The following is a 25,593-nucleotide window of genomic DNA, read 5'->3' as shown; positions in this document are numbered from 1 at the left end:
GCTGCAGCCCGCCGTCGTTGTCGCCCCCTCGCGGTAGCGTAGGGCTGTGCCCGAACCACTGACGCAAAAGTCCCCAAAGCCCGAAGAGTCCGGGTCCCTCACCGTGGCCCAGCTCTCCGAGTCGGACCTCCTCGCCCGGATCTTCCCGCGGCTGCACGGCGGAGACACCAGCGCCCTGTTGCTGGGTCCCGGCGACGACGCCGCCATAGTCGCGGCGCCGGACGGCCGGACTGTGGTCAGCATCGACACTCAGGTGGCCGACCAGGACTTCCGGCTCAAATGGAACAACGGCTACCGCACGTCCGGCTACGACGTCGGCTGGAAGGCCGCTGCCCAGAACCTCAGCGACATCAACGCCATGGGCGCCCGCGCCACCTCCATGGTGGTCAGCCTCACCATGCCCCCCGAAACACTCGTGTCCTGGGTCGAGGACTTCGCGGACGGCCTCAGCGCGGGCATCCGCGAACTCGGCGCGCCCGGCTGTGCCGTGGCCGGCGGAGACCTGGGCCGTGGCCGCGAACTGGCCGTCAGTGTCGCCATCCTGGGCACCCTCGACGGGGCCGCCCCTGTGCTGCGCTCCGGTGCCGCCGCAGGGGACACCTTGGCACTCGCAGGTACCGTGGGGCGCGCCGCCGCCGGCCTGGCCCTGCTGGAATCCGCCACCCCGGTGGCCGAGCTGACCGCAGAACAGCGCGGCCTGATGGACAGCCAGTGCCGCCCGGCGCCTCCGCTCGCGGCCGGTCCGCTGGCCCGCGAGGCCGGCGCCACTGCCCTGATGGACATCTCCGACGGACTGGTCCGCGACGGCCAGCGGATGGCAGCAGCCAGCCACGCCGTCCTGGACCTGGATCCGGCCGCACTAAAAGAACTCGGCGACGACCTGCTGCCCGCGGCCGCACTGCTGGGCGCGGACCCGATGGCATGGGTGCTCGGCGGAGGAGAGGACCATGGCCTGCTTGCAGCCTTTCCAGCCGGCATTCAGCTGCCTCAAGGTTTCACTGCGATAGGCTCGGTAGTGGCCTCTGCACCGACGGACAGCACGGGCGTCACGATAGCGGGCCGGCCCGCGGACACCGTGGGATGGGATCACTTTGCAGACTAAAATTGCCGCCAACGCGCAAGCGATGAAGCGGTGGTTGGGCAAGGCGGAGACAACGCTTGGAAACCACAGCGACCGCCTGAACGCCATCAATATCTTTCCCGTCGCCGACGGTGACACCGGCACCAACCTCTACCTGACGGTGCGCGCCGCTGCCCGGGCCCTGCAGGACGTCCCTACTGAGACTGCCACGCTGCCGCAACTGAACCCGGGCACCCCGGTCCACGTGGCCGGTCCGCCGGACGCGGTCCAGAACGACGTCGGCGCCGTCCTGGCCAAGGCGGGCCAGGCAGCCATTGAGCAGGCACGCGGTAACTCCGGCACCCTCTTCGCCGTTTTCCTGTGTGCCGCGGCGGAGCCCCTGGCCGGGCACCCGCGGCTCAGCTCGCCCCTGCTGGCAGCCGCTCTCAACCGCGCCCAAATCAGGGCCTGGTCGGCGCTAAGTGACCCGGTACCGGGCACCATGCTTTCCGTGATGGAGGCAGCGGCCCGGGCGGCCGCCGCTGTGGACGCGGAGCACGACGGCGACGACAGTAACCACACGCTGGGGCTGGCGCTCGACGCCGCGGTCGAGGCCGCCCTGGCCGCCGTCGTCCGCACCGAGGATCAGCTCGAGGCCCTGCACTCCGCCCGCGTGGTGGACGCCGGCGGCGTCGGGATGCTGCTGGTGCTGGACTGCCTGCGCTCCGCCGTGCTGGGCGAGGAACTGCAGGACCAGCTGCTGGACGGACTGCACGGGTACGACGTCCAGGACCCCCACATCCACACGGACATGCCCCGGGACGACGGCGTGGAAGTCATGTGCACCATCACCCTCTCACCCCTGGACGCCGCCACCATGCGGCAGCGGCTCGATGAAATGGGGGAGTCCGTCATCATGAGCCAGGTGGGTGGCGAGGCCGACGCCAACGGCGCCTACCGGTGGCGGGTCCACGTCCACGTGCCCGACCCGGCGCCCGCCGTCGCCCTCATCCGCTCGCTGGGTGAACCCTCGGACTTCAACGTCAGCGACCTCGCGTTGCCCCGGGACCCCTCGGAGAGTTCCTCGGCGGGAATCCCGGACCAGGGTCCTGATACCGGGCCCGGCACCACGGACCTCGACGGACATGAACGCTGAACTTGAGCTGGGCCTGGAGCGCCGGATCGGCAAGCGCTCCGCAGCCGTCATCGAAAAGCACCTTGGCATCAGCACCGTCGGCGGCCTGCTGAACTACTTCCCCCGGCGCTACCTGAGCCGCGGCGAACTGACCCCCATCAGCGAGGTCCCGCTGGACGAGGAAGTGACGCTCATTGCGCGGGTGGTCTCCAACAGCACCCGCGCCATGCGCGCCCGCCGCGGTTCGCTAACCGACGTCGTGATTTCCGACGACGCCGGCACCGGCGTTCCCGGAACCCTCAAGGTCAGCTTCTTCAACGGCTTCCGGGCCAAAGCGGAACTCCAGCCGGGCCGGCGCGCGATGTTCTCCGGCAAGGTCACCCGCTATGCAGGATCGCTGGGCCTGACCAACCCGGACTTCCTGCTGCTCGACGAGGACCCCGACACTCCCGGGATGGACCCGGAAAAGCTCGCCGCCATGCCCATTCCTGTGTATCCCGCGACGGCGAAACTAACCAGCTGGTCCATCCAAAAGGTGATCACCACGCTGCTGGACACCGTGGAGCTCGGGGATCTGGATGACCCCCTCCCTGCGGACATCGCGGCCCGCGAGAAGTTCCTGCCGGTGGCCGACGCCTACCGACTCATCCACGCCCCGCAGTCGCCCGCCGACTGGCAGCGCGCCCGCGACCGCTTCCGGTACCAGGAAGCCCTCGTCCTGCAGTCCGCCCTGGCCCGGCGCCGGGCCCAGCTGGCGGCCGAGGAGGCGACGGCCCGCCGGCCGGCCACCGACGGCCTGCTCACGGCTTTCGACCGGCAGCTGCCCTTCACCCTGACCGCCGGCCAGGCCGCCGTCGGCAAGACCCTGGCCGGGGAACTGGCACAGGACTCGCCGATGAACCGGCTGCTCCAAGGCGAGGTGGGTTCGGGAAAGACGATTGTTGCCCTGCGCGCCATGCTGCAGGTGGTCGACGCCGGGGGACAGGCCGCACTGCTGGCGCCCACCGAAGTGCTCGCGGCCCAGCATTATGAATCCATCCGCCGCACTTTGGGCCCGCTCTCCCGGGACGGGCTGCTGGGCGGATTCGGCCCCGACGCCGTCCAGGTCACGCTGCTGACCGGCTCGATGCCCACGGCCGCCCGGAAACAGGCCATGCTCGACGCCGCCGCCGGGACCGCCGGGATCGTGATCGGCACGCACGCCCTGCTGAGCGACAACGTCTCTTTCTACGACCTCGGGCTCATCGTGGTGGACGAACAGCACCGCTTCGGAGTCGAACAGCGCGACGCGCTCCGCGCCAAGGCCAGCAAACCGCCGCACCTGCTGGTCATGACGGCCACGCCCATCCCGCGCACCGTGGCCATGACCGTGTTCGGTGACCTCGAAACCTCAATCCTCGACGAACTGCCGGCAGGCCGTGCGCCCATCTCCACCCACGTGGTGGGCCTGGCCGAGCATCCGGCCTGGGCCACCCGGATCTGGTCACGTTCGCGCGAGGAGATCGACGCCGGACACCAGGTCTACGTGGTCTGCCCCAAGATCGGAGCGGACGACGACGGTGACTTCAGCCCGGGGGAGGCCGAACCCACCGATGCCGACCTCGCGGAGACCGGAGGCCGGGAGCTCGCGTCGGTTACCGGCGTCGTCGAACTGCTTGGCGACGAACCGGCCCTCGCCGGGGTGCCCGTCGCGCCGCTGCACGGCCGCCAGGACCCGGTCCTCAAATCCGAAACCATGGCCTCATTCACGGCAAACCAGACCAAACTGCTGGTCTCCACCACCGTGATCGAGGTAGGTGTGGACGTGCACAACGCCACACTGATGGTGATCCTCGACGCGGACCGCTTCGGTATTTCCCAGCTGCACCAGCTCCGAGGCCGTGTGGGCCGCGGCGGCTTGCCGGGAACGTGCCTGCTGGTCACCACCCTGGAACCGGAGCATCCCAGCCGGCGCCGCCTGGACGCGGTGGCGGCGACCACGGACGGCTTCGAGCTCTCGCAGGAGGACCTCAAGCTCCGCCGCGAAGGTGACATCCTCGGCGCTTCGCAGTCCGGCGGCAGGTCGACGCTGAAGCTGCTGCGGGTCCTGGAGCACGAGGACGTCATCGCCCGGGCGCGGCAGGACGCCCAGGCCATTGTGTCCGCCGACCCGAACCTGGCCCGGCACAGTGTGCTCGCCGCGGCAATCGACGACTACCTCAATCCGGAGAAGGAGGCGTTCCTTGAACGCGGCTAGAACACAAACCATGGGCGGCGCTGCCCCGGCCCGGCGGGACGTACTGGCATGAGCCGTATCATCGCGGGGGCCGCCGGCGGCACACCGTTGGTCAGCGTCCCGGGTTCCCTAACGCGCCCCACCACGGACCGGGTCAAGGAAGCACTCTTCTCCCGGCTGGACGCCTTCGAGGTCATCGCCGACGCTCGGGTGCTGGATCTGTATGCAGGTTCCGGCTCCCTCGGCGTGGAGAGTGCCAGCCGTGGCGCGGCCGCCGTGGACCTGGTGGAGTTCGACGGGAAAGCTAGCGAGGTCTGCCAGCGCAACGCCGACCTCGTCAACACCGTCGCGCGGCGCAAGGTGGTGTCCGTGCACCGCTCCAAGGTCGAATCCTTCCTGGACCGGGCCGCCGACGCGACGCTCTGGGACCTGGCGTTCCTGGACCCGCCGTACCCGCTTGATGACGTGGCGCTGGCGGCCGTGCTCACCAAGCTGCTCCCGCACCTGGCCCCGGGCGGCGTCGTCGTGGTGGAACGGTCCGCCCGGACGCCGGAGCCTTCATGGCCGGAGGGTATGGAGCGTTTCGCGGAGAAGAAATACGGCGAGACCCGGCTGTGGTTCGCCGAACCCGGCGTTGATGAACCCCAGGCCGTGTCGGCACCGGACCCGGCGGGGGACAAGGACTAGTCCGACAGCACGTCCAGTTCGACACCGGCCAGCACTCTGGCAGGGTGCGGACCCCGAGCCGTGAGGGCCGCAGTCCACGCGGCGGGCCAGGGGACCTGCGTGCCGGTCAGGATGATGTTGCCGGGATGCCGGCCGGCGAACATACCGGTCTCGGCGAAGGCAGCCACATCCGCCATCGCTCGGCGCAGCGCGGCCACCTGGCTGCGCACCAGCGTCAGCCCCGGTTCGTCGCCGACGTTGACGATCAGCACCCCGCACGGGGTCAACCGGGCGGCCGCCTCCCGGTAGAAGTCAGTGCAGGCGATGTGCTCCGGCGCTTCCGGTCCGGAAAAGATATCCAGGATCACGACGTCGAAGCGCAGCCCCGCAGGCAGCTCGGCCAGGGACTCCCGGGCGTCGCCGATCAGGGTGTGCAGCTCGGTGCCCTCCGGCATCGGCAGCTGCTGCAGGACAAAGTCCAGCAGCTCCCGTTCAAGCTCCACCGCGTACTGGACGGAGCCCGGCCGGGTCGCCTGGATGTACCGGGCAAGCGTGAGGGCACCGGCACCGAGGTGCAGGGCCGTAATGGGTTCACCCCACGGCGCAGCAAGATCCACCACGTGGCCGATCCGCCGCAGGTACTCGTAGAAGATGTCATCCGGCTCGGCCAGATTCACGTGGGATTGCTCGGCCCCGCCGATGCTGAGGACGAATCCGCCGTCGGTGAATTCATCCCGCTCGATCACGGCGTGCTGACCGGTGGTGCGCAGGAACCGGGTGGCCGCGGGGCCGCCCGCCGGAGCTCCAGCGTTCCCGGCCGGACTGGCCGCCGCGTCCCCGGCGCTCACAGCCTGTCCCGGAGGGTGGAGAGCCGTTCGGCGGCTTCTTCGAGCACGTGGGTCTTTTTGCAGAAAGCGAAGCGGAGCAGGCTGCGGGTGCGCTCGGCGCCCTCCGCGTGGCAAAAGACCGGTACCGGAATGGCGGCAACGCCCACCAGTTCGGGCAGCCGGCGGGCCAGGTCCACCGAGTCGGAGATGCCTAGAGGCGCGGTATCAACGTTGACGAAGTAGGTCCCTTGCGGCGTGTAGACCTCCAGCCCCGCCGCGCGGAGCCCCTCGCTGAGGATGTCCCGCTTGAGGCGCAGCGTGTCGGCAATCCCGGTGTAGAACTCCTCCGGCAGGCCCAGGCCCACCGCGATGGCGCTCTGGAACGGGGTACCGGAACTGTAGCTAAGGAACTGCTTGACCGTCCGGGCTGCCGACACGAGGTGCTCGGGGCCGCTGAGCCAGCCGATCTTCCAGCCGGTGAAGGAGAAGGTCTTTCCGGCCGAGGAGATCGTCAGGGTCCGTTCCGCCGCGCCCGGCAGGGTGGCGATGGGCACGTGCTCGGCGCCAAAAGTGAGGTGCTCGTACACCTCGTCGGTGATGATGACGGCGTCGTGCCGGGCGGCGAGCTCCACCACGCGTTCCAACACCTCACGGGGGAAGACCGCGCCGGTGGGGTTGTGCGGATTGTTTACCAGCACCACCTTGGTGCGGTCGCTGAACGCCGCAGCCAGCGCGTCGAGGTCCGGCATAAAGTCAGGGGCCAGCAGCGGCGCTGTCACGTGCCGGGCGCCGGACAGCCCAATGATGGCGCCGTACGAGTCGTAGAACGGCTCGAAGGTCAGCACCTCATCCCCGGGCCCCACCAGCGCCAGGAGGGCGGCCGCGATCGCCTCCGTCGCGCCCGTGGTGACGACGATTTCCGTCTGCGGATCGGGAGTGAGGCCGTAGAACCGCTGCTGGTGCAGGGCGATGGCTTCCCGGAGCTCAAGAATCCCCTTGCCCGGGGCGTACTGGTTGGCGCCGGCGGCGATCGCAGCCTGGGCGGCATCCTTGATCTCCGCCGGGCCGTCCTCATCCGGGAAGCCCTGGCCAAGGTTGATGGCACCGGTCGTGTGCGCCAGGGTGGTCATTTCCTCGAAAATGGTCACACCGAGATCGCCCGAGGGCGAGAGCAGGTTCGCGCCGGTGGCTGCGCGCTGCCAGGGCGACAGCGGCTGCCCGCTCACAGGGTTTCCGCCTTACCGGTCCGTCCGGTGAATTTGTCCATGGTGGTGTAGATGCCGAAGACCTTTCCGCCGACGAAGTCCCAGGCCCGGACCGGCAACAGCCCGCGCAGTACCTTCCCGAGTTGAGCCATCGCCGGTGCGATCAGCTGCGGCCGGCCGGCCACCATGGCACCCCAGGCGCGCTCGACGGCGTCGTCGGGGTTCATCAGCGGAGTCAGCAGCGGACCCCGAGCCCCGGCGAACATGCCGGTGGAGATGTAGCTGGGGCAGAACGTGGTGACCTTCAGATGGTCATGGCCCTGCTGTTCCAGTTCCAGCCGCAGGGAGTCGCTCCAGCCGATCACCGCCCACTTGGAGGCGGCATAAACGCTCATCCGCGGATTGGAGACCGTACCGGCGGCAGAGGCGATGTTCAGGATCCGGCGCGGCCGGCCGCCGTCGGCCATCATGGCCGGAAGGAAGGCGTGGGTGACGTACATCGGGGCGAGCGCGTTGATGTCCATGGTCAGGGCGATGTCACGCTCTGGGTCGTGCTCCCAGAAGAGGGCGCCCCGCACAATCCCGGCGTTGTTGACCAGCAGCGTCAGCGGACCCTCGGACGCTGCCTCGGCGGCGGCCTCCATAATGGACTCCCGGCTGGCCAGATCCACACGACGGACGACGGCGCGCGCCCCCAACGCGGTGACCTCGCCGGCCGTGCTGGCCAAGCCGTCGGCGTCGACGTCCCAGAGAACCACGACGGCGGCCCCCTCCCGGGCGGCGCGCAGGGCGTACAGGCGGCCCATGCCCATGGCGGCGCCGGTCACGAGGACCACGCCTCCAGAGACGGTGAAGGGCGCGGAAGGAGAATTCCCGGAAGCTGACATTCCGCCATGCTATCCCGGCCCGCAAGGCCCATGCGGTAGGTTCGGAGCATGAGACGCGCTGTATGCCCTGGCTCCTTTGACCCTATTCACAACGGCCACCTGGAAGTCATCGCCCGGGCGGCCAGCCTCTTTGACGAGGTCATTGTGGCCGTGTCCACGAACTACGCCAAGAAGTACCGGTTCGGGCTTGAAGAGCGCCTCGACATGGCGCGGGAGACCCTGGCGTCCCTGCGCGGAATCGTGGTCGAACCCGTGGGGGAGGGCCTCCTTGCGGAGTACTGCCGGCAGCGCGGGGCATCGGCGATCGTCAAGGGCCTTCGCTCGTCCTCGGACTTCGACTACGAACTGCCGATGGCCACCATGAACCGGCAGCTCACCGGCGTTGAGACCGTGTTCATCCCGGCCGAGGGCCACTACCTGCACCTGTCCTCCACGCTGATCAAGGAAGTCTTCACCCTTGGCGGTGATGTCTCGGAGTTCGTGCCGAAGTCAGTACTGAAACGCCTCCGGACCGGCGAGCCGGGCCAGGATCCGTCCCGCAGAGGGTAAGCTTGATCGGTACTCGGCGGCCTGCTGCCGGGAACGCGGCCCCCGCCGGGCCGGATCGTGGCGCCGAAACGCGCCCTGCCGCCCGGTTTGAGTCCGTCCGGAAGTTCAGGCTAAGATGGTACGTCGGTCATATGTTCAACAGGAGTTCTCATTAAACGAGATGCTAGTTCGCCCCTGGCGTTCGACGTCAAGGACCTCGGACGCAGTCCGGGAAGCATGCGGACACTGACGGAACATGTACCCGCACCAAGTGACCTTGGTGTGGCGCTCATTGGTGTGCAGGAAGGCTCGGATGTCGAGCTGGATCTGCGCCTGGAGGCCGTACACGAAGGAATTCTGGTATCAGGTACCGCGAACGTCGAAGTAACCGGCGAATGCGGTCGATGCCTGGATCCCCTTGCGTATGACCTTGAGGTCAATGTGCAAGAACTTTTCTTCTACGGGGATGCTGAATTCCCGGATGAGGAAGACGAACAAGAGCAACGTCGAGTCGAGCACGATCTGATCGATCTTGAGCCGGTGTTGCGGGACGCAGTTGTTACCATGCTGCCGTTCCAGCCGGTGTGCCGGGAAGACTGCCAGGGCCTTTGCTCCGAATGCGGAGTACGCCTGGAAGACGAGCCGGGGCACCACCACGAGGTCGTAGATCCTCGCTGGGCTGCCCTAGCTGATCTGGCTAAGCCTGACCGGCAAAACTGATTTGTAAGTGTTGGACTAGAGAGAAATGAGTTAGCCGTGGCTGTTCCCAAGCGGAAAATGTCTCGCTCGAATACCCGCGCCCGCCGCTCCCAGTGGAAGGCAACCGCCCCCCACCTGGTGAAGACCGTGGAAAACGGACAGGTTGTTTACAGCCTGCCGCACCAGGCAAAGGTCGTTACCGACTCGGCTGGCACCGCGCTGTTCCTTGAGTACAAGGGCCGCAAGGTCGCAGACGTCTAATCCGCCAACAGGCTGACTAAGATGTCTTCAACTGAAGAGCTTCTGAAGCGTCTCGGTGTCACTATTGACGCCGGGACGCTTCGTCTTGCTCTGACACACCGTTCCTACGCCTACGAAAACGGCGGCATCCCCACCAACGAACGGCTTGAGTTCCTGGGTGACTCCATCCTGGGCTTCTCCGTCACCGACGCCCTGTACCGCGACAACCCTGATCTGCCGGAGGGGGAACTGGCCAAGCGCCGGTCCGCCGTCGTCAGCACCAAGGCGCTTGCCGGCGTCGGCCGCAGCATCGGCCTGGGGGAGTACATCTACCTGGGCCAGGGCGAGAAGCTGACCGAGGGCAAGAACAAGGCCTCCATCCTCGCGGACACCATGGAAGCGCTCATCGGCGCGACCTACCTGTCCAACGGACTGGAGACCGCACGCCAGCTCGTCATGCGGCTTGTTGGGCCGCTGCTCAAGGACGCCGCTGCCCTCGGTGCCGGCACCGACTGGAAGACCAGCATCCAGGAGCTCGCGGCCAGCCGTCAGCTCGGCACGATCAACTACGCGGTGGAGGGCTCCGGCCCGGACCACGCGCGGTCGTTCGAAGCCATCCTGCGGATCGGCGGCAACGACTACGGCACCGGCTCGGGTAACTCCAAAAAGGAAGCCGAGCAGGAAGCCGCGGCCGACGCCTGGCGCCGTCTCTCGGCACCCGAGCCCGCCGCGCAGTCCCAGACCGGCACCTAGGTCCTTCAGTGCCTGAACTGCCTGAGGTGGAGGTGGTCCGGCGCGGCCTGGTCAACTGGGTGCGCGGCCGGACCATCACTTCCGTCGAGGTGCTGGATCCCCGCTCCATCCGCCGGCACGCCCTCGGCACCGAGGACTTCGCCGGCAACCTCGAAGGGGCACGGGTGCTGGACGTCGTCCGGCGCGGCAAATTCCTGTGGCTCCCGCTCTCCGACAAGCCCGACGCTGCCGGCAGCACTGAGCCCGCGCCGTCGGTGGCCCTGATGGCCCACCTCGGTATGTCCGGGCAGCTCCTGATGCAGGACGCGGCCGTCGCGGACGAGAAGCACCTGAAGGTACGGCTGCGGCTGAGCCCGACGACGGGCATGCCCGAACAACTCCGGTTCGTCGACCAGCGGATCTTCGGCGGCCTGTTCCTCACCACCCTCATCCCCACCGCGGACGGCGGCCCGGGTGGCCTCGCGGAGACGCCCCTGCCGCTGATCGCCGAAGAGGCCTCACATATCGCCCGGGACCCGCTGGACCCGCACTTCTCCTTCGACGAGTTCTTCCTGCGCCTCCGGGGCCGCCGCACCGGCCTCAAGCGGGCCCTGCTGGACCAGGGGCTCGTCTCCGGCATCGGCAACATCTACGCGGACGAGGCCCTCTGGCTCGCAAAACTCCACTATGCGCGGCCCACCGACACCCTCCGGCGTTCCGAAGCGCACCGGGTGCTCGACGCCGCCCGCCAGGTCATGACTGATGCCCTCGCCGCCGGGGGCACCAGCTTCGACTCCCTGTATGTCAACGTCAATGGCGCCTCCGGCTACTTTGAACGCTCACTCAACGCCTACGGGCGCGAAGGACAGGAATGCCAGCGCTGCGCCGGGAACGGAATCGTCAGCGTGATGAAGCGGGAACAATTTATGAACCGTTCCTCCTACACCTGCCCCGTCTGCCAGCCGCGGCCACGGAACGGCCGCTGGTAGCGCGCACGTCCGCGAACCAGGGCACCGCACTCCTCCCACCCCGTCGATTGCTCCTTAAGTCCCGTGTGAGGCCTCAAATGGGCAGTTACGGAGCAGCGGATGCCGGAACGGGGCACCGGGAGCCCAAATCCGCGGGATTCCGCCAAGCCACAGTAGATTTAGGGTAGGAAACCCCGCCATGCCGCCATCCAGGAGACCCGGAACACTTTGCACCTCAAAAGCCTGACCGTCCGCGGATTCAAGTCGTTCGCCTCCGCGACGACGTTTGAATTCGAACCCGGCGTCACCGCCGTGGTGGGTCCCAACGGCTCGGGCAAGTCCAACGTGGTGGACGCACTGTCCTGGGTGATGGGCGAACAGGGCGCCAAGACACTGCGCGGCGGCAAGATGGAGGACGTCATCTTCGCCGGCACCTCGGGGCGGCCCCCGCTGGGCAGGGCGCACGTCTCGCTGACCATCGACAACAGCGACGGCGCCCTGCCGATCGACTACAGCGAAGTCACCATTTCCCGCACCCTTTTCCGCACCGGCGGCTCGGAATACGCCATCAACGGGGCCGGTTGCCGGCTGCTGGACATCCAGGAGCTGCTCTCTGATTCCGGGCTGGGCCGGGAAATGCACGTGATCGTCGGGCAGGGACAGCTGGACAAGGTCCTGCACGCCACTCCCGAGGACCGCCGCGGCTTCATCGAGGAAGCCGCCGGCATCCTCAAGCACCGGCGCCGCAAGGAAAAGACGGTCCGCAAGCTCGAAGCCATGCAGGCCAACCTCGCCCGGCTTAGCGACCTCACCGGGGAAATCCGCCGCCAGCTCACGCCGCTGGGCAAGCAGGCCGAGGTGGCCCGCCGGGCCCAGACCGTCCAGTTTGAGGTCCGGGACGCCCGGTCCCGGCTTCTCGCCGACGAACTCGTCCAGCTTCAGGAGGTCCTTGACCAGGACGTCGCGGACGAGACTGCGCTCAAAGCCCGACGCGGCGTTGCCGAAAAGGAACTCGACAGCGGACGCCAGCGGCAGGCGGCCCTCGAACAGCTCGCGGCCGAGGCTACCCCTAAGCTCAATGCCGCCCGCGACAACTGGTACCGGCTCTCCTCCGGCCGCGAACGGCTGCGATCCCTCGGATCTCTCGCAGAGGAACGCCGCAGGCTCCTCGGGGCCTCCGACGAGGCGCCGGACACGGGCCGCGATCCCGAGCAACTCGACAAGCAAGCCGCAAGGGTCAGGGCGGAACAGGCCGTGCTGGAGCAACAGATCGAGCAGAAGGGCCACGCCCTGGAGGCCGCCACTGCCGCCAAGCAGGAGGCTGAAAGCGCCTCCGCGGCGGAAGACAAGCGCCTCGCCACACTGCTCCGGGCCGCAGCGGACCGGCGCGAGGGCCTGGCCCGGCTGGCCGGGCAGGTGGGAGCCGCGCGGTCCAGGGTGGAGTCGGCGCAGGCGGAACTCGGCCGGCTCCGGGAGTCCCAAAGCGCCGGCGAGGAACGGCGCAGGGTTGCCCAGAGCGAATTCATCGCCCTCGAATCGCAGGTTGCCGGGGTCGAGGACGGCGAGGAAACGCTTGACGCCGAATACGAAGCAGCCAGCGAGGCCCTCGACGCCGTCATCGCCGACATCGACGCCCTCAAAGCGGCCGAACGCGACGGCGAACGGGAACGCGACGCGCTGGTTGCCCGGCGGGACGCCCTCCAACTTGGCTTGAACCGAAAAGACGGCTCCGGACACGTGCTGGCCGCCGGGCTGCCGGGGGTGCTGGGCGCTCTCGCCGGCATGCTGACGGTGGAGCCGGGCTACGAGGCCGCCGTCGCGGCGGCGCTGGGCGGCTGCTCGGACGCTGTGGTGGTCGACGACCCCTCCGCGGCCTCAGCGGCCGTGCAGCTGCTGAAGGACGACGACGCGGGGCGCGCCTCGCTGCTGCTCGCCGTCACGGACCTCCAGCCGGCCGTGGAGCCCGACGGCGATCTTCCCGCCGGTGCCCGCTGGGCGGCCTCACTCGTCACCCCGGTCGGTGACGCGCAGCCGGGTGCCGCCGGTCTTCCGCTGGGGCTCCTGCTGAAAGGCGCCGTCGTCGTCGAGGACCTCGACGCGGCCGCCCGCCTGGTCGCCGCCCGGCCGGAACTGACCGCGGTGACCCGGAGGACCGGAGATGTCTTTACGTCCCTGAGCGTCACCGGCGGCTCGGCCACGGCGCCGTCGCTGCTGGAAGTCCAGGCCGCAGTCGACGAGGCCTCGGCACGGCTCGCCGACGTCACGGCAGGGCTGGAACGGAACCGCTTCGCCCTGTCCGCCGCCGAGTCGCGACGCGCCGCAGCGCAGGAGCGGGCCGACACCGCGCTGGACAAGCTGCATGACTCGGACGCCCGGCTTGCCGCCGTGGCCGAACGGCTTGGCCACCTGAACTCGGTGTTGCGCAGTGCCGTCGGCGAAAGTGACCGCCTCGCCGCGTCCCTCGCGCGCGCCGAGGCGAACATCCTCAGCGAGCAGGAGACGCTGGCCGCTGTTGCCGCGAGGCTGGCTGCCGCCCAGGAAGCACCCACGGAGGACGAACCGTCGTCGGAACACCGCGACGCCTTGGCCCTGGCCGCCTCGGCAGCGCGCTCGGCCGAGATGGAGGCCCGGCTCACCCTGCGCAGCGCCGAGGAACAGCTGACCGCAACCCGGAACCGCGCGATGTCGCTGGAACGCGCGGCCGCCACCGAACGTCGTGCCCGCGAGGAGGCCGCCGAACGCGCCCGCCGCCGCCGGCTCCAGGCCGCCCGCGCCGCCGCCGTAGCCGCCGCCGTCGGGCAGGTGACCGGCTTCGTGGACGTATCGGTGGAACTGGCCCGCCGCGAACGGGACAGCGCCGAGGAGCGCCGCGAGCAGATGGAACGCGAACTCGCCGAGGTCCGTACCGGCAACGACGCCCTGGCCCGTGAACTGGCCGAGCTGACCGACTCGGTGCACCGGGACGAACTGGCCCGCGCGCAGCAGCGCCTCCGCATCGAGGCCCTCGAACTGCGCAGCGTCGAGGAATTGGGCCTGACCGCGGACCAGCTCGTGGCCGACTTCGGCCCGGACAAGCCGGTCCCCGTGCAGGCAGGGGAGACCGGTGACAAGTGGGCCGCGCTCCGGGCCCCCGTGGACGAGGACGGACAGGAGATCGTCGAGGGCAAGCCCTTTGTCCGCGAGGAGCAGGAGAAACGGCTCCGCAAGGCCGAGCGCGACCTCTCCGCCCTGGGCCGGGTGAATCCGCTCGCGCTCGAGGAATTCGCGGCCCTGGAAGAACGGCACCAGTTCCTCAGCACGCAACTGGAGGACCTCAAGTCCAGCCGCAAGGACCTGCTGGACATCATCAAGGAAGTCGACGACCGGGTGCAGAAGGTGTTCGCCGAGGCGTTCGAAGACACCGCGGCGCAGTTCGTCCGGGTCTTCGCCCGGCTCTTCCCAGGCGGCGAAGGGCGGCTGGTCCTGACCGACCCGACGGACATGCTGACCAGCGGCATTGAAGTGGAGGCCCGTCCCGCGGGCAAGAAGATCAAGCGACTTTCGCTGCTCTCCGGCGGTGAACGCTCCCTGACGGCGGTTGCGCTGCTGGTGGCGATTTTCAAGGCCCGGCCCTCGCCGTTCTACGTGATGGACGAGGTGGAAGCAGCCCTGGACGACACCAACCTCGGCCGGCTGATCACCATCTTCGAGGAACTGCGCGAGTCCAGCCAGCTAATTGTCATCACGCACCAAAAGCGCACCATGGAGGTCGCGGACGCCCTGTATGGGGTCACCATGCGCGGCGATGGTGTGTCCACGGTCATCAGCCAGCGCCTCGGGGCCGACGTCTGAGCTCCTCCCGCGGCCGCGTTACTGGTGCGGCAGCGCTGCCCGCGGGGCATTTGGGGATTGTGAGAAGCTAGGGGAGTGAACGACATTCTCCCCATTGTCCTGCCCATCCTCGTTGCCCTGGTGGTCCTCGGCGCGCTGATTCCGGTGCTCATGAAGACCCGGAAGAACACCACGAACTACCCGTCGCAGCGCGACGCGAACGACCCCGTGCAGGGTGGCGGCGGCACGCTGCTGGAGGACCGCCCGGCGCCGTCCAGCGGAACAACAGTCCAGGATGACGTCGACGGCCTCGGGACCGTCGAGGTGCCTGACGACGTCGCGGGCCTTGAAACGGTCCCGGTCGAGACCCCGCTGCCGGTGGCGGGCCGCCTGACCCGGCTGCGTGAGCGGCTGGTCAAGTCCAACAACATCCTGGGCAAGGGACTGCTGGCCCTGCTGTCGGCAGACAAGATCGATGAGAACGTCTGGGATGAGGTCGAGGAAACCCTCCTGCTGGCCGATCTCGGCACCGAACCGACCATGCAGCTCGTGGATGCGCTGCGGGAACGCGTCAAGGTCCTCGGCACCCGCTCACCCGAGCACGTCAAGGAGCTCCTGCGGGAGGAACTGGTCAAGCTCGTGGACCCGACCATGGACCGCAGCCTGAACGTCGAACGCCACGCTGACAAGCCGGCCGTGATGATGGTGGTGGGCGTCAACGGCGTCGGCAAGACCACCACGGTGGGCAAGCTGGCCCGCGTGCTCGTCGCCGAGGACAAGGACGTTATGCTCGGTGCCGCCGACACCTTCCGCGCCGCCGCGGCCGAACAGCTCGCCACCTGGGGCCAGCGCGTCGGCGTCCCCACGGTCAAGTCCGACGTCGACGGCGCGGACCCGGCCTCCGTCGCCTACGAGGCCGTCAAGGCGGGCATCGACCAGGAAGTCGACGTCGTAATGATCGACACCGCCGGCCGGCTGCAGAACAAGGTCGGCCTGATGGACGAGCTCGGCAAGGTCAAGCGCGTCATCGAAAAGCTCGCCGAGGTGGACGAGGTGCTCCTGGTCCTGGACGCCACCACCGGGCAGAACGGGCTGAACCAGGCCCGCGTCTTCGCCGAGGTGGTCAACATCACCGGCATCGTCCTGACCAAGCTGGACGGCACCGCCAAGGGCGGCATCGTCGTCGCGATCCAGAAGTCCCTCGGGGTGCCGGTCAAGCTGATCGGTCTGGGCGAGGGCGCGGACGACCTCGCGCCGTTCGAAGCCGAGAGCTTCGTCGACGCGCTGCTGAACTAGGCAGGCGCCTCCGCCGGGGTGCTCCTGAACGTTTCGCGGGCGAACATCCAGCCCACGGCCGCAGCCAGGAGCACCCCGCCGGTCACGCCAAACGCCCAGCCGTAGCCCAGCCGGTCGGCCAGGAGCCCGGCGATGACCGGGCCCAGGATGGCTCCGCTGTCCGAGGTCATCTGGAACACCGCCAGGACCCGGCCGCCGGAACGTTCATTACCCACGACGTCGGCGATGGCCGCCTGCTGTGCCGGCCCCAGCAGCCCGGAGCCGACGCCGGCGATGGTGGACGCCAGCAGGAACCAGGGCAGCTCGTGGGTCAGGCCGATGCTGGCTGTGGCGAGGCCCGTGACCACCAGGCCGGCGAGCATCAGCGGCTTCCGTCCCAGGTTGTCCGCGAGCCGGCCGGAGAAGGTGAGGGCCGCCGCGTTGCCGGCGGCGAACACGGCCAGCGCCCAGCCCGCAGACGAGGACCCCGCGCCCAGGGCCACGACGGCGAAGAGCGGGACCGTCGCCATCCGGACGCCGAACGTGGCCCAGCCGTTGGCGAAGCTGGACGCCAGCCCGGCCCGGTAGGCGCTGTCTCGCAGGGCGTCGCGCAGTTGCATGGCCGGGGCGGTGGCGCCGGCCTCGCGGGAGCCCGTGGGGACGTGGGTGAGCTGGGTTTGCACCACTGCGGCGGCGAGGACCAGGGCGGCGGCGTAGGCCAGGAAGGGCACCCGCAGGCCGAAGCTGGCCAGCAGGCCGCCGACGATCGGGCCGCACACGTTGCCGATGAGGAAGGCCGACGCGTAGGCGCCGGAGACGCGCCCGCGGCTTTCCGGCGGCGCCAGCCTGACCACCAGCGCCATCGACGCCACCGTGAACATCACCGAGCCGGCTCCGCCGAGGCCGCGGAAGACCAGCAGCTGCCAGTAGTTCTGGGCGAACGCGCACGCCGCCGTCGAGGCCGCGACAATCAGGAGCCCGGCCACGTAGACCGGGCGTTCGCCTAGCCGCACAATCAGTGCGCCGCCCGCCGGGGCGAACACGAGCCGCATAAACGCGAAAATGCTGACGATCACCGCGGCCGCCGTCGCGCCGACGTCGAACGTCGTGGCGAACTGGGGGAGCACCGGCGCCACGAGGCCAAAACCCAGCGCAATCAGGAACGCCGCGACCAGCATCACCTTGATGTCCCGGGGCAGGCGCGGCCTGCCGTGCGGCCGGAGGACGGCCATCGGCCCGGTGGGGGCGCCGGAACGGGTTGTTTTGCTCATGCTGCTGCCTTCGGTGTTGCGTGGGGTGCCTGGTGGGAGTCCGGGGCGGGATGGAACGCGTGAAACATAACCGTAACAAGCGTGAGATGCACCATTTACTTCCGGGAGGTTCTTGTAACAACCCGGCAATGTAAATCCTCAGCCGGTGAAACACGCCGCCAGCAAACTCTTCTTAGAACGCAAACCGCGTTGGGCAGGCGGACTATTCCGCACCTACGAGCAAGACACCTAAGAGCAAGAGAGGACGCAGACCATGGAACTCACCGCAGGTCTCGTTTGGCTCCTGGTCGCATCAGCCCTCGTGCTGTTTATGACCCCGGGCCTGGCATTCTTCTACGGCGGCATGACGCGCGCCAAGTCGGCTTTGAACATGATGATGATGAGCTTCGTCGCCATCGGAACCATCGGCATCATGTGGGTCCTGTGGGGCGCCTCGATGGCTACCAGCAACAAAGACAACTTCTTCCAGATCTTCGCCAACCCGTTCAGCCACTTCGGTCTGCACAACTTCACCGACCCGGCGGACCTGCTGAAGGTCGGCTACGCAGCCACCTTCGCGATCATCACCGTTGCGCTGATCTCCGGCGCCGTCGCAGACCGCGCGAAGTTCTCCGCGTGGGTTATCTTCACCCCGATCTGGGCCACGCTGGTCTACGCGCCGCTGGCGTTTATGGTCTGGGGCGGCGGCCTGTTCTCCAAGGACGGCTGGTTCGGCCAGACCTTCGCCCCGGTCATTGACTTCGCCGGCGGCACCGTGGTGCACATCAACGCCGGTGTCGCGGGCCTGATCCTCGTCCTGGTCATCGGCAACCGCAAGGGCTTCGGCAAGGACCCGAACCACCGCCCGCACAACGTCCCGTTCGTCATGCTCGGTGCCGCGATCCTCTGGTTCGGCTGGTTCGGCTTCAACGCGGGCGCCGCCGCCACGGTGGAGCAGGCCGGCCTGATCTGGGTCAACACCCTTGCCGCCCCGGCCGCCGCGATGCTCGGCTGGCTGGCCGTGGAACGCTTCCGTGACGGGCACCCCACCTCCCTCGGTGCCGCCTCCGGTGTGGTTGCCGGCCTGGTCGCCATCACCCCGGCCTGCGCCAACGTGTCCCCGCTCGGTGCGATCGCCCTGGGCGTCGTCGCCGGTGTCGCCTCGGCCCTCGCCGTCGGCCTCAAGTTCAAGTTCGGCTACGACGACTCGCTGGACGTCGTCGGTGTTCACCTCGTCTCGGGTGTCGTCGGCACCGTCGCGATCGGCTTCCTGGCCACCCCGGCCCAGGGCACCGCGGGTCTGTTCTACGGCGGCGGCAGCACGCAGCTTGTCGCCCAGGTCCTCGCGGCCGTCTTCTCGATCATCTTCACCGCCGTGATGACGTTCATCATCGCCTTCCCGATCCACAAGCTGATGGGCTTCCGGGTGTCCCAGGAGCAGGAAGTGGTGGGTGTGGACCTGAGCCTCCACGCCGAAACCGCCTACGAGTTCGGCGTCGGCGGCCGCGGCGGAAGCTTCCAGCCCCTGCATGAACTCATCACCGGCAAGCCGCTGGGCGAGGGCATCGAGGTACCGGCGGCCGAGACCGTGGATGTCACCTCAAACGGCAAGAAGTCCTCAGCTGGCAAGGAAAGCGTGGAAGCATGAAACTGATTACCGCAATCGTCCGACCGGAAAAACTCGACGCCATCAGGGAAGGCCTGGAAGCCTACGGGGTACAGGGCCTGACGGTCAGCGCGGCCAGCGGCTACGGCCGGCAGCGCGGCTACACCGAGGTGTACCGCGGCGCGGAGTACAACGTGGATCTGCTGCCCAAGATCCGGGTAGAGGTCCTGGCCACCGACGAACAGGCGGACGACATCCTCGATGTCATCATCGCCAGCTCCAACACCGGCCGGGCCGGCGACGGCAAGGTCTGGACCATGGATGTGTTCGAGGCAGTCCGGGTCCGCACCGGAGAGCGCGGCGCAGCAGCCATCTAGGCTGCAGCCCTCCAGCCGCAGCCGCGCCACCGCGGACCGCGATCGGGGGTTGCGACAGCAGGCCGGGCACCTGAAAAGGTGTCCGGCCCGCTTTTCGCTGTTCCGGGGCCAGCCGCTAGGCCGGCCAGCCCTCGGGTCCGGGCGTCCCGGCGGCGTATTCCTCCAGCGGCACGCTGTCCCGGGCCCACGCTTTGATGACGGGTTCGAGGATGCGCCAGCAGTCCTCGGCCGTGTCCCCGCGCACGGAGAGCAGCGGATCGCCGCTGAGCACGCCCTCGAGGACTTCGCCGTAGGGGAGCAGGTCGGAGGCGCTGAGTTCGGCCTTGAGCGTGGCCCGGTCCAGGCTGAGGACGTTGCCGGGGCCGTTGACGTCGACGTCGAACTGCAGCGTGTCCGGGCCGAAGCCGATCCGCAGCTGGTTGGGGGAGTCGACGCCGGTGAAGCCCTTGGGCAGGTGCGGCACCGGCCGGAAAGTCACCACGGCTTCCTTGCGCATGGAACCCAGCGCCTTGCCGGACCGGAGGATGAAGGGCACCCCCTGCCAGCGCCAGTTGTCGATGGACACCTGGACCTCAGCCAGGGTCTCCGTGTTCCGGGAGGCGTCCACGCCTGCTTCCTTCGTGTAGTCAGGCACCTTCCGCCCGTCGATGGAACCGGCCGTGTACCGGGCGCGGCGGGTGCTCTTGGCGTAGGGGGCCTTGATGCTGCTGGCCCTCAGCAGGGTGGCTACGGCGTCCCGGAGGTCCCGCTCGTTCACCGACGCCGGCGGTTCGATGGCCATCAGGGCCATGATCTGCAACAGGTGGCTCTGGATCATGTCGCGGAGCGCTCCGGCGCCGTCGTAATAGCGCGCCCGGCCTTCCAAGGCGAGGTCCTCGTCGAAAATGATCTCGATTTTCTCGATGTGCTCCCGGTTCCAGACAGGCTCCAGGAAGGTGTTTGCAAAGCGCAGTCCCAGGATGTTCAGGACTGTCGCTTTGCCCAGGAAGTGGTCCACCCGGTGGATGTGGTCTTCCGGGACCAGGGCCGCCAGGGTCTTGTTGAGCTCGTGGGCGGAGACTTCGCTGGAGCCGAAGGGTTTCTCCATCACCAACCGGGTTCCGGCCGGCAGCTGTCCCGGGGTCAGCACCTCGCAGGCCTGCTGGCTGATCTTGGGCGGCAGGGCGAAGTACACGGCGACGGGGCCTTCGAGGGTGGCCAGCAGCCCGGCCAGTTGTCCCTCCGCTGTGACATCCAGCTGGTGGTAGCTGGTGTTCTCGCGGATCCGCTTCAGCTCGCGTTTGCCGCTGGTGTCGGCCTGGGAGTTGGCGTCCGCGAACGATGTTTCGAGGCGCTCGTGCCACTGGTCCGCCGTCCAGTCGTCGGACCCGGCCCCCACCAGGGTGAGGCCCGGCGCGTGGCCCCTGGCCACCAGCCGGGCCAGGCCCGGCAGCAGCAGGCGTCCCGTCAGGTCGCCGGACGCGCCGAGGATGAGCAGGGTCTTTACGGTGGGTTCACTGGTCACGCTAGCCAGCATGCCATCTTGAAGGCGCGTATTGGTACCCTAGATAGTCGAGTCCCGTTGTCGAGGCAATTCGTTCCGGCGAACAGTCACGACTCTGGCGCGCCGCACCGGCCGCCAGCTGTAGATCCACTGAAAGAAGTGCACGGCGCGTGTTCAATTCACTCTCTGACCGGTTGACAGCAACCTTCAAGAACCTCCGTGGCAAGGGCCGCCTCACCGAGGCGGACGTTGACGCCACGGTCCGCGAGATCCGGCGTGCCCTGCTGGACGCCGACGTCGCCGTTCCGGTGGTCCGTGAGTTCACCGGCCGGGTGCGCGAGCGTGCCCTCGGCGCTGAAGTCTCCGGCGCGCTGAACCCGAGCCAGCAGATCGTCAAGATCGTCAATGAGGAACTCGTCGAGATCCTGGGCGGCGAGACCCGCCGGATCCGCCTGGCCAAGACCGGGCCCACCATCATCATGCTCGCGGGCCTCCAGGGCGCCGGTAAGACCACCCTCGCCGGGAAGCTTTCGAAGTACCTCAAGGCCCAGGGACACAGCCCCATGCTGGTCGCCTGCGATCTGCAGCGCCCGAACGCCGTGACCCAGCTGCAGGTGGTCGGCCAGCGCGCCGGCGTTCCCGTTTTCGCCCCGCACCCCGGTGCCACGTCCACCGAACTGGACCACCCCGCCGGTGACCCGGTCGCCGTCGCCCGCGCCGGCGTCGAGGAAGCCAAGCGCACCCTGCACGACGTCGTTATTGTCGACACCGCCGGCCGCCTCGGCGTCGACGCCGAAATGATGGAACAGGCCCGCCAGATTCGACGGGCGATCGTCCCCAACGAAGTCCTCTTCGTGATCGACTCGATGATCGGCCAGGACGCCGTCAACACGGCCATGGCCTTCGATGAAGGCGTCAACTTCACCGGCATTGTGCTGTCCAAGCTCGACGGCGACGCCCGCGGCGGTGCGGCACTGTCCGTCGCGTCTGTCACCGGAAAGCCGGTGATGTTCGCGTCCACCGGCGAAGGTGTGGACGACTTCGAGCTCTTCCACCCGGACCGCATGGCCTCCCGCATCCTCGATATGGGTGACGTGCTCACCCTGATCGAGCAGGCCGAGAAGTCCTGGGACAAGGACGAAGCGGCCCGGATGGCGAAGAAGTTCGCCGACCAGGAAGACTTCACCCTCGAGGACTTCCTCGCCCAGATGCAGCAGATCCGCAACATGGGCTCGATGAAGAAGATGCTGATGATGATGCCGGGTGCGCAGAACATCCGGCAGCAGCTCGAACAGTTCGACGAACGCGAGATCGACCGTGTCGAGGCGATCGTCCGCTCCATGACCCCGCACGAGCGGGTGGCCCCGAAGATCATCAACGGTTCCCGCCGCGCCCGCATCGCCCGCGGTTCCGGCGTCCACGTCTCCGAGGTCAACGGGCTCCTGGAACGCTTCGCCCAGGCGCAGAAGATGATGAAGAAGATGGCCGCCGGCGGCGGAATGCCCGGTATGCCGGGGATGCCCGGAATGGGTGGCGGCGGAGCCCGGAAGGGCGGAAAGAGCGCGCCGAAGAAGAAGGCCCGTTCGGGTAACCCGGCCAAGGCCGCGCAGGAGCTGAAGGACGCCGAGGCACGCCGTGCCGCGGGCAACAAGGCGGTCCCGACCGGAGCCTCCTTCGGGCAGCAGGGCGGCGAGTTCGATCCGTCCCAGCTGAACCTGCCCAAGGGCTTTGACAAGTTCCTCGGCGGCAGCAAGTAGCCGGAGCCGGCCGCCTAAAGTAGGCCGCCGGCCACAATGTCGTCGGTCTTAGTGACGGACCTGTGCCATAGGGTTAGACCATGTTCAAGCAGCGCGTAGTTTTCGTTCACGGGGCCGGCAGTTTTGGTGCCGCGGCGTGGCCGAAACAGCACGGCATGGCGCTGGCCTATGACGCGTTGTTCCTGCGCAGGCACGGTTTTGACGCCGTCGCCGAACCGCTGGAAACCGATTTCGCAGCCGACGCCGGCATTGTGCTCCGTGCCCTTGCTGACGACGGCCGGGGCGCGGCCGGCGGCCATGTCGTGGCGCATTCGCAGGGCGCCATCGCGGCAATGATGGCCGCCGTCGAACGTCCCGACCTTGTGCACTCGCTCACCCTGGTCGAACCGGCGTGCCTCTCGCTCACGGCCGAACTGCCGGCGACCGCCGCGCACAGGGCGCTGATGCAGCCCCTGTTCGATGTCCGGCACAACCTGAGTGACGAGGACTTTCACCGCGAGTTCGTCCGCCGGGTGTTCGCTGCCCATGCACCCGTCCGCGGCAGTGTGGGAGCGCCTACGCCCGACGACGGCCGGGACATCCGCCGGCTGAGGTTGCAGGCCCCGCCGTGGGACGCGCCGCTGCAGATCGTCCCGGGCGTCCCGACGCTGGTCCTCACCGGAGGCTGGGAACCGCTATATGAGGAGATTGCCGGCTACCTGCGCGAAACGGGCGCCCTGCACCGCACGGCCCCGGGCGGGCACCGTCCGCAGGATTCCAGGGAAGGCGACCGCACCATCCGCACCTTCATCGCCGGCGTCAGCCGCAGCCGGCAGCCGTACGCGTCCTGACACGGACGTACCGCGAATCCGGACGGCGACGCAGGGCGCCCGCCCTGGGCGGGAGGGCGACCTGCGGCGGCCGGGTCCGAGTTACTCGGGCGAACCCACGGCCGGCTCGGGCAGGTAGACCTTGCCGCCAGCCGCGAGGAACTCCGCGCTCTTCTCCCGCATCCCGTCAGCCTGCCGGGCGATGGCAGCCTGGGTTTCCGCTGACCCGAACTCGTCCCGGATGTCCTGGCTGATCCGCATGGAGCAGAACTTAGGCCCGCACATGGAACAGAAGTGGGCTGTCTTGGCCGGTTCCGCCGGCAGCGTCTCGTCGTGGAAGGCCTCTGCGGTGACCGGGTCGAGGGACAGCGCGAACTGGTCCCGCCAGCGGAACTCGAAACGCGCCTTGGAGAGCGCGTCGTCGCGCTCGTGGGCGCCGGGATGCCCCTTGGCCAGGTCCGCGGCGTGGGCGGCGATCTTGTAGGTGATGACGCCGGTCTTCACATCGTCCTTGTTGGGTAGCCCGAGGTGTTCCTTCGGCGTGACGTAACACAGCATGGCGGTGCCGTATCGGGCGATCTCGGTGGCGCCGATTGCTGAGGTGATGTGGTCGTAGCCGGGTGCGATGTCCGTCACCAGCGGTCCCAGCGTGTAGAACGGAGCGCCCTGGCATAGTTCTTGCTGGCGCTCCACGTTTTCCCGGACCAGATGGAGGGGCACATGTCCGGGGCCTTCAACCATGACCTGCACGTCGAACTCCCACGCCCGCTGGGTCAGCTCAGCCAGGGTATCCAGCTCGGCGAACTGGGCAGCGTCGTTGGCGTCCGCCGTCGAGCCCGGCCGCAGTCCGTCGCCCAGCGAAAACGAAACGTCGTACTTCGCGAAAATCTCGCACAGCTCATCGAAATGTGTGTAGAGGAAGTTCTCCCGGTGGTGCGCCAGGCACCACCCGGCCATGATCGAGCCGCCGCGCGACACGATACCCGTAACCCGGTTGGCTGTCAGGGGGACGTAACGCAGTAGCACGCCTGCGTGGATGGTCATGTAGTCCACCCCCTGTTCGCACTGTTCGATCACGGTGTCCCGGAAGATCTCCCAGGTCAGGGCATTCGCCTCGCCGTTGACCTTCTCCAGCGCCTGGTAGATCGGTACAGTGCCGATGGGGACGGGGGAGTTGCGGATGATCCACTCGCGCGTGGTGTGGATGTCGTCACCGGTGGAGAGGTCCATGACGGTGTCCGCGCCCCACTGCGTGGCCCACTGAAGCTTGTCGACTTCCTCGGCAATAGAGCTGGTAACGGCGGAGTTGCCGATGTTGGCGTTGATCTTCACAAGGAACGCCTTGCCGATGACCATCGGCTCTGACTCCGGGTGGTTAATGTTGCTGGGAATGATTGCCCGGCCGGCGGCCAGCTCGCTGCGAACGAGTTCGACGTCGCAGTTCTCGCGCAGGGCGACGTAGCGCATCTCGGGTGTTACCGTTCCGTTCCTCGCGTAATGCATCTGCGTGACCGTCCGGCCCGCAACCGCGCGGCGAGGCTGCGGGGGCGCGCCGCGCCACTCGGCAGAGGCGGCGCCCCGCCGGACCGCGGACTTGCCGTCGTCGAGCAAGTTGCGTTCCCTGCCGCTGTAGGGCTCGGTGTCCAGGCGTTCGGTTATCCAGTCGCTACGGAACGGGGCCAGACCCACGACGGGATCGCTGCCCGGTCCTGCCGTCCGATACACCCGAAACGACGCATTTGCCGAGCCTCCGGGCGACGGCTCCAAGGCGATCTCCGTCACCGGTACGCGGATCCCGCCGGCTTCGACATACGCCAGGCCATGCGACTTCAGTGACTGGGTTACCGGCGGGGCAGCAACGGCGGCGGGGCCGTTCTGAACCGTGCTGTTCCCGTATCGGGCAGGGCTGTGCTGGGGATTTGTGGTGCTCAAAGGGTTACTCACTTCCTTCGCCGGCATTACCCGGACAGGTTCAACGGTCGCAGGCTGCGTCAGCCCGATCTCAGCCCCTGCAAGGGCACCCGTGTGGTCGTAGACGAAGCTACCACAGGCTGCTTGTAGTTG

Annotated in this window: 21 protein-coding genes and 1 riboswitch; of the genes, 15 read left to right on the top strand and 6 right to left on the bottom strand. The window is 68.2% G+C overall.

The features are described 5' to 3' along the window. The first annotated feature begins 46 nt into the window (after positions 1 to 46). The 4 genes from thiL to rsmD are packed head-to-tail and all read left to right on the top strand — an operon-like array spanning position 47 to position 5,097. Positions 47 to 1,102, top strand: a complete 1,056-nt coding sequence (gene thiL / locus AC1DBE_RS03275; RefSeq protein ID WP_476879974.1) for a thiamine-phosphate kinase — start codon at positions 47 to 49, stop codon at positions 1,100 to 1,102. 22 nt (positions 1,103 to 1,124) lie between these two features. Then, entirely contained in the window at positions 1,125 to 2,216 is a 1,092-nt protein-coding gene (locus AC1DBE_RS03270; RefSeq protein WP_476879975.1) for a DAK2 domain-containing protein, read from the top strand. After that, positions 2,206 to 4,431, top strand: coding sequence for an ATP-dependent DNA helicase RecG (locus AC1DBE_RS03265; protein WP_476903273.1), 2,226 nt, complete (start codon positions 2,206 to 2,208; stop codon positions 4,429 to 4,431). The genes AC1DBE_RS03270 and AC1DBE_RS03265 overlap by 11 nt, the downstream gene beginning before the upstream one ends. A gap of 48 nt (positions 4,432 to 4,479) precedes the next feature. After that, a complete protein-coding gene (gene rsmD, locus AC1DBE_RS03260) occupies positions 4,480 to 5,097 on the top strand; it encodes a 16S rRNA (guanine(966)-N(2))-methyltransferase RsmD (RefSeq protein ID WP_476903274.1) in 618 nt (205 codons plus the stop codon). Here rsmD and AC1DBE_RS03255 read toward each other — a convergent pair. From AC1DBE_RS03255 to AC1DBE_RS03245, 3 genes are read right to left on the bottom strand one after another with little or no spacing between them, the layout of a single operon-like run. Then, positions 5,094 to 5,924 (bottom strand): spermidine synthase, encoded by an 831-nt coding sequence (locus AC1DBE_RS03255; protein WP_476969581.1) that lies wholly within the window; start codon positions 5,922 to 5,924, stop codon positions 5,094 to 5,096. The two genes, rsmD and AC1DBE_RS03255, sit on opposite strands and share 4 nt — an antisense overlap. Then, entirely contained in the window at positions 5,921 to 7,129 is a 1,209-nt protein-coding gene (locus AC1DBE_RS03250; protein ID WP_476969580.1) for an aminotransferase class I/II-fold pyridoxal phosphate-dependent enzyme, read from the bottom strand. The genes AC1DBE_RS03255 and AC1DBE_RS03250 overlap by 4 nt, the downstream gene beginning before the upstream one ends. Continuing rightward, positions 7,126 to 7,995, bottom strand: coding sequence for an SDR family NAD(P)-dependent oxidoreductase (locus tag AC1DBE_RS03245; protein WP_476969579.1), 870 nt, complete (start codon positions 7,993 to 7,995; stop codon positions 7,126 to 7,128). Before AC1DBE_RS03245 ends, AC1DBE_RS03250 begins: the two co-directional genes overlap by 4 nt. Positions 7,996 to 8,043: 48 nt before the next feature. Between AC1DBE_RS03245 and coaD the strand changes: the two genes are divergently transcribed. The 7 genes from coaD (at position 8,044) to ftsY (ending at position 16,268) form a co-directional block, all read left to right on the top strand. Then, positions 8,044 to 8,544 (top strand): pantetheine-phosphate adenylyltransferase, encoded by a 501-nt coding sequence (coaD, locus tag AC1DBE_RS03240; RefSeq protein ID WP_476879835.1) that lies wholly within the window; start codon positions 8,044 to 8,046, stop codon positions 8,542 to 8,544. A 174-nt stretch (positions 8,545 to 8,718) separates the two neighbouring features. Further along, on the top strand, positions 8,719 to 9,243 hold the full coding sequence (locus AC1DBE_RS03235; RefSeq protein WP_146337283.1) for a YceD family protein: 525 nt from the start codon (positions 8,719 to 8,721) through the stop codon (positions 9,241 to 9,243). A 36-nt stretch (positions 9,244 to 9,279) separates the two neighbouring features. Beyond that, entirely contained in the window at positions 9,280 to 9,483 is a 204-nt protein-coding gene (gene rpmF, locus AC1DBE_RS03230) for a 50S ribosomal protein L32 (RefSeq protein WP_056738282.1), read from the top strand. A gap of 21 nt (positions 9,484 to 9,504) precedes the next feature. Next, complete coding sequence (gene rnc / locus AC1DBE_RS03225; protein WP_476969578.1) at positions 9,505 to 10,215, top strand: ribonuclease III; 711 nt, start codon at positions 9,505 to 9,507, stop codon at positions 10,213 to 10,215. 8 nt (positions 10,216 to 10,223) lie between these two features. Further along, positions 10,224 to 11,183 (top strand): bifunctional DNA-formamidopyrimidine glycosylase/DNA-(apurinic or apyrimidinic site) lyase, encoded by a 960-nt coding sequence (gene mutM, locus AC1DBE_RS03220; RefSeq protein WP_476969577.1) that lies wholly within the window; start codon positions 10,224 to 10,226, stop codon positions 11,181 to 11,183. A gap of 207 nt (positions 11,184 to 11,390) precedes the next feature. Then, the gene (smc, locus tag AC1DBE_RS03215) at positions 11,391 to 14,993 is read left to right on the top strand and encodes a chromosome segregation protein SMC (protein WP_476969576.1); all 3,603 of its coding nucleotides are present in this window, start codon (positions 11,391 to 11,393) and stop codon (positions 14,991 to 14,993) included. 75 nt (positions 14,994 to 15,068) lie between these two features. After that, entirely contained in the window at positions 15,069 to 16,268 is a 1,200-nt protein-coding gene (ftsY, locus tag AC1DBE_RS03210; RefSeq protein WP_476969575.1) for a signal recognition particle-docking protein FtsY, read from the top strand. On the opposite strand, the gene AC1DBE_RS03205 is transcribed toward ftsY, so the two are convergent. Beyond that, positions 16,265 to 17,518, bottom strand: coding sequence for an MFS transporter (locus tag AC1DBE_RS03205; RefSeq protein WP_476969574.1), 1,254 nt, complete (start codon positions 17,516 to 17,518; stop codon positions 16,265 to 16,267). The genes ftsY and AC1DBE_RS03205 overlap by 4 nt on opposite strands. Positions 17,519 to 17,771: 253 nt before the next feature. Here AC1DBE_RS03205 and AC1DBE_RS03200 point away from each other — a divergent pair, with 253 nt between their 5' ends. Both AC1DBE_RS03200 and AC1DBE_RS03195 read left to right on the top strand, forming a co-directional pair. Further along, positions 17,772 to 19,145 carry an ammonium transporter gene (locus tag AC1DBE_RS03200; RefSeq protein WP_476903278.1) on the top strand — a complete coding sequence of 458 codons (1,374 nt, stop codon included), beginning with the start codon at positions 17,772 to 17,774 and terminating at the stop codon, positions 19,143 to 19,145. Then, positions 19,142 to 19,480, top strand: a complete 339-nt coding sequence (locus AC1DBE_RS03195; protein WP_136322366.1) for a P-II family nitrogen regulator — start codon at positions 19,142 to 19,144, stop codon at positions 19,478 to 19,480. Before AC1DBE_RS03200 ends, AC1DBE_RS03195 begins: the two co-directional genes overlap by 4 nt. A 115-nt stretch (positions 19,481 to 19,595) precedes the next feature. On the opposite strand, the gene AC1DBE_RS03190 is transcribed toward AC1DBE_RS03195, so the two are convergent. Beyond that, a complete protein-coding gene (locus tag AC1DBE_RS03190; RefSeq protein ID WP_476969573.1) occupies positions 19,596 to 20,984 on the bottom strand; it encodes a glucose-6-phosphate dehydrogenase in 1,389 nt (462 codons plus the stop codon). A gap of 149 nt (positions 20,985 to 21,133) precedes the next feature. Here AC1DBE_RS03190 and ffh point away from each other — a divergent pair, with 149 nt between their 5' ends. After that, positions 21,134 to 22,720 (top strand): signal recognition particle protein, encoded by a 1,587-nt coding sequence (gene ffh / locus AC1DBE_RS03185; RefSeq protein ID WP_476878064.1) that lies wholly within the window; start codon positions 21,134 to 21,136, stop codon positions 22,718 to 22,720. Between the two features lie 80 nt (positions 22,721 to 22,800). After that, entirely contained in the window at positions 22,801 to 23,550 is a 750-nt protein-coding gene (locus AC1DBE_RS03180; protein ID WP_476903279.1) for an alpha/beta fold hydrolase, read from the top strand. Positions 23,551 to 23,631: 81 nt separating this feature from the next. On the opposite strand, the gene thiC is transcribed toward AC1DBE_RS03180, so the two are convergent. Then, positions 23,632 to 25,461, bottom strand: a complete 1,830-nt coding sequence (gene thiC, locus AC1DBE_RS03175) for a phosphomethylpyrimidine synthase ThiC (RefSeq protein ID WP_476969572.1) — start codon at positions 25,459 to 25,461, stop codon at positions 23,632 to 23,634. Beyond that, a riboswitch (TPP riboswitch) is annotated at positions 25,457 to 25,564 on the bottom strand. (Overlaps the previous gene by 5 nt.) Between the last annotated feature and the right edge of the window lie 29 nt (positions 25,565 to 25,593).

The sequence above is a fragment of the Arthrobacter sp. 10T416 genome, assembly GCF_056394165.1.
Note: the sequence above shows the minus strand (reverse complement) of the source record. Positions and strands in the feature narration are given on the sequence as shown.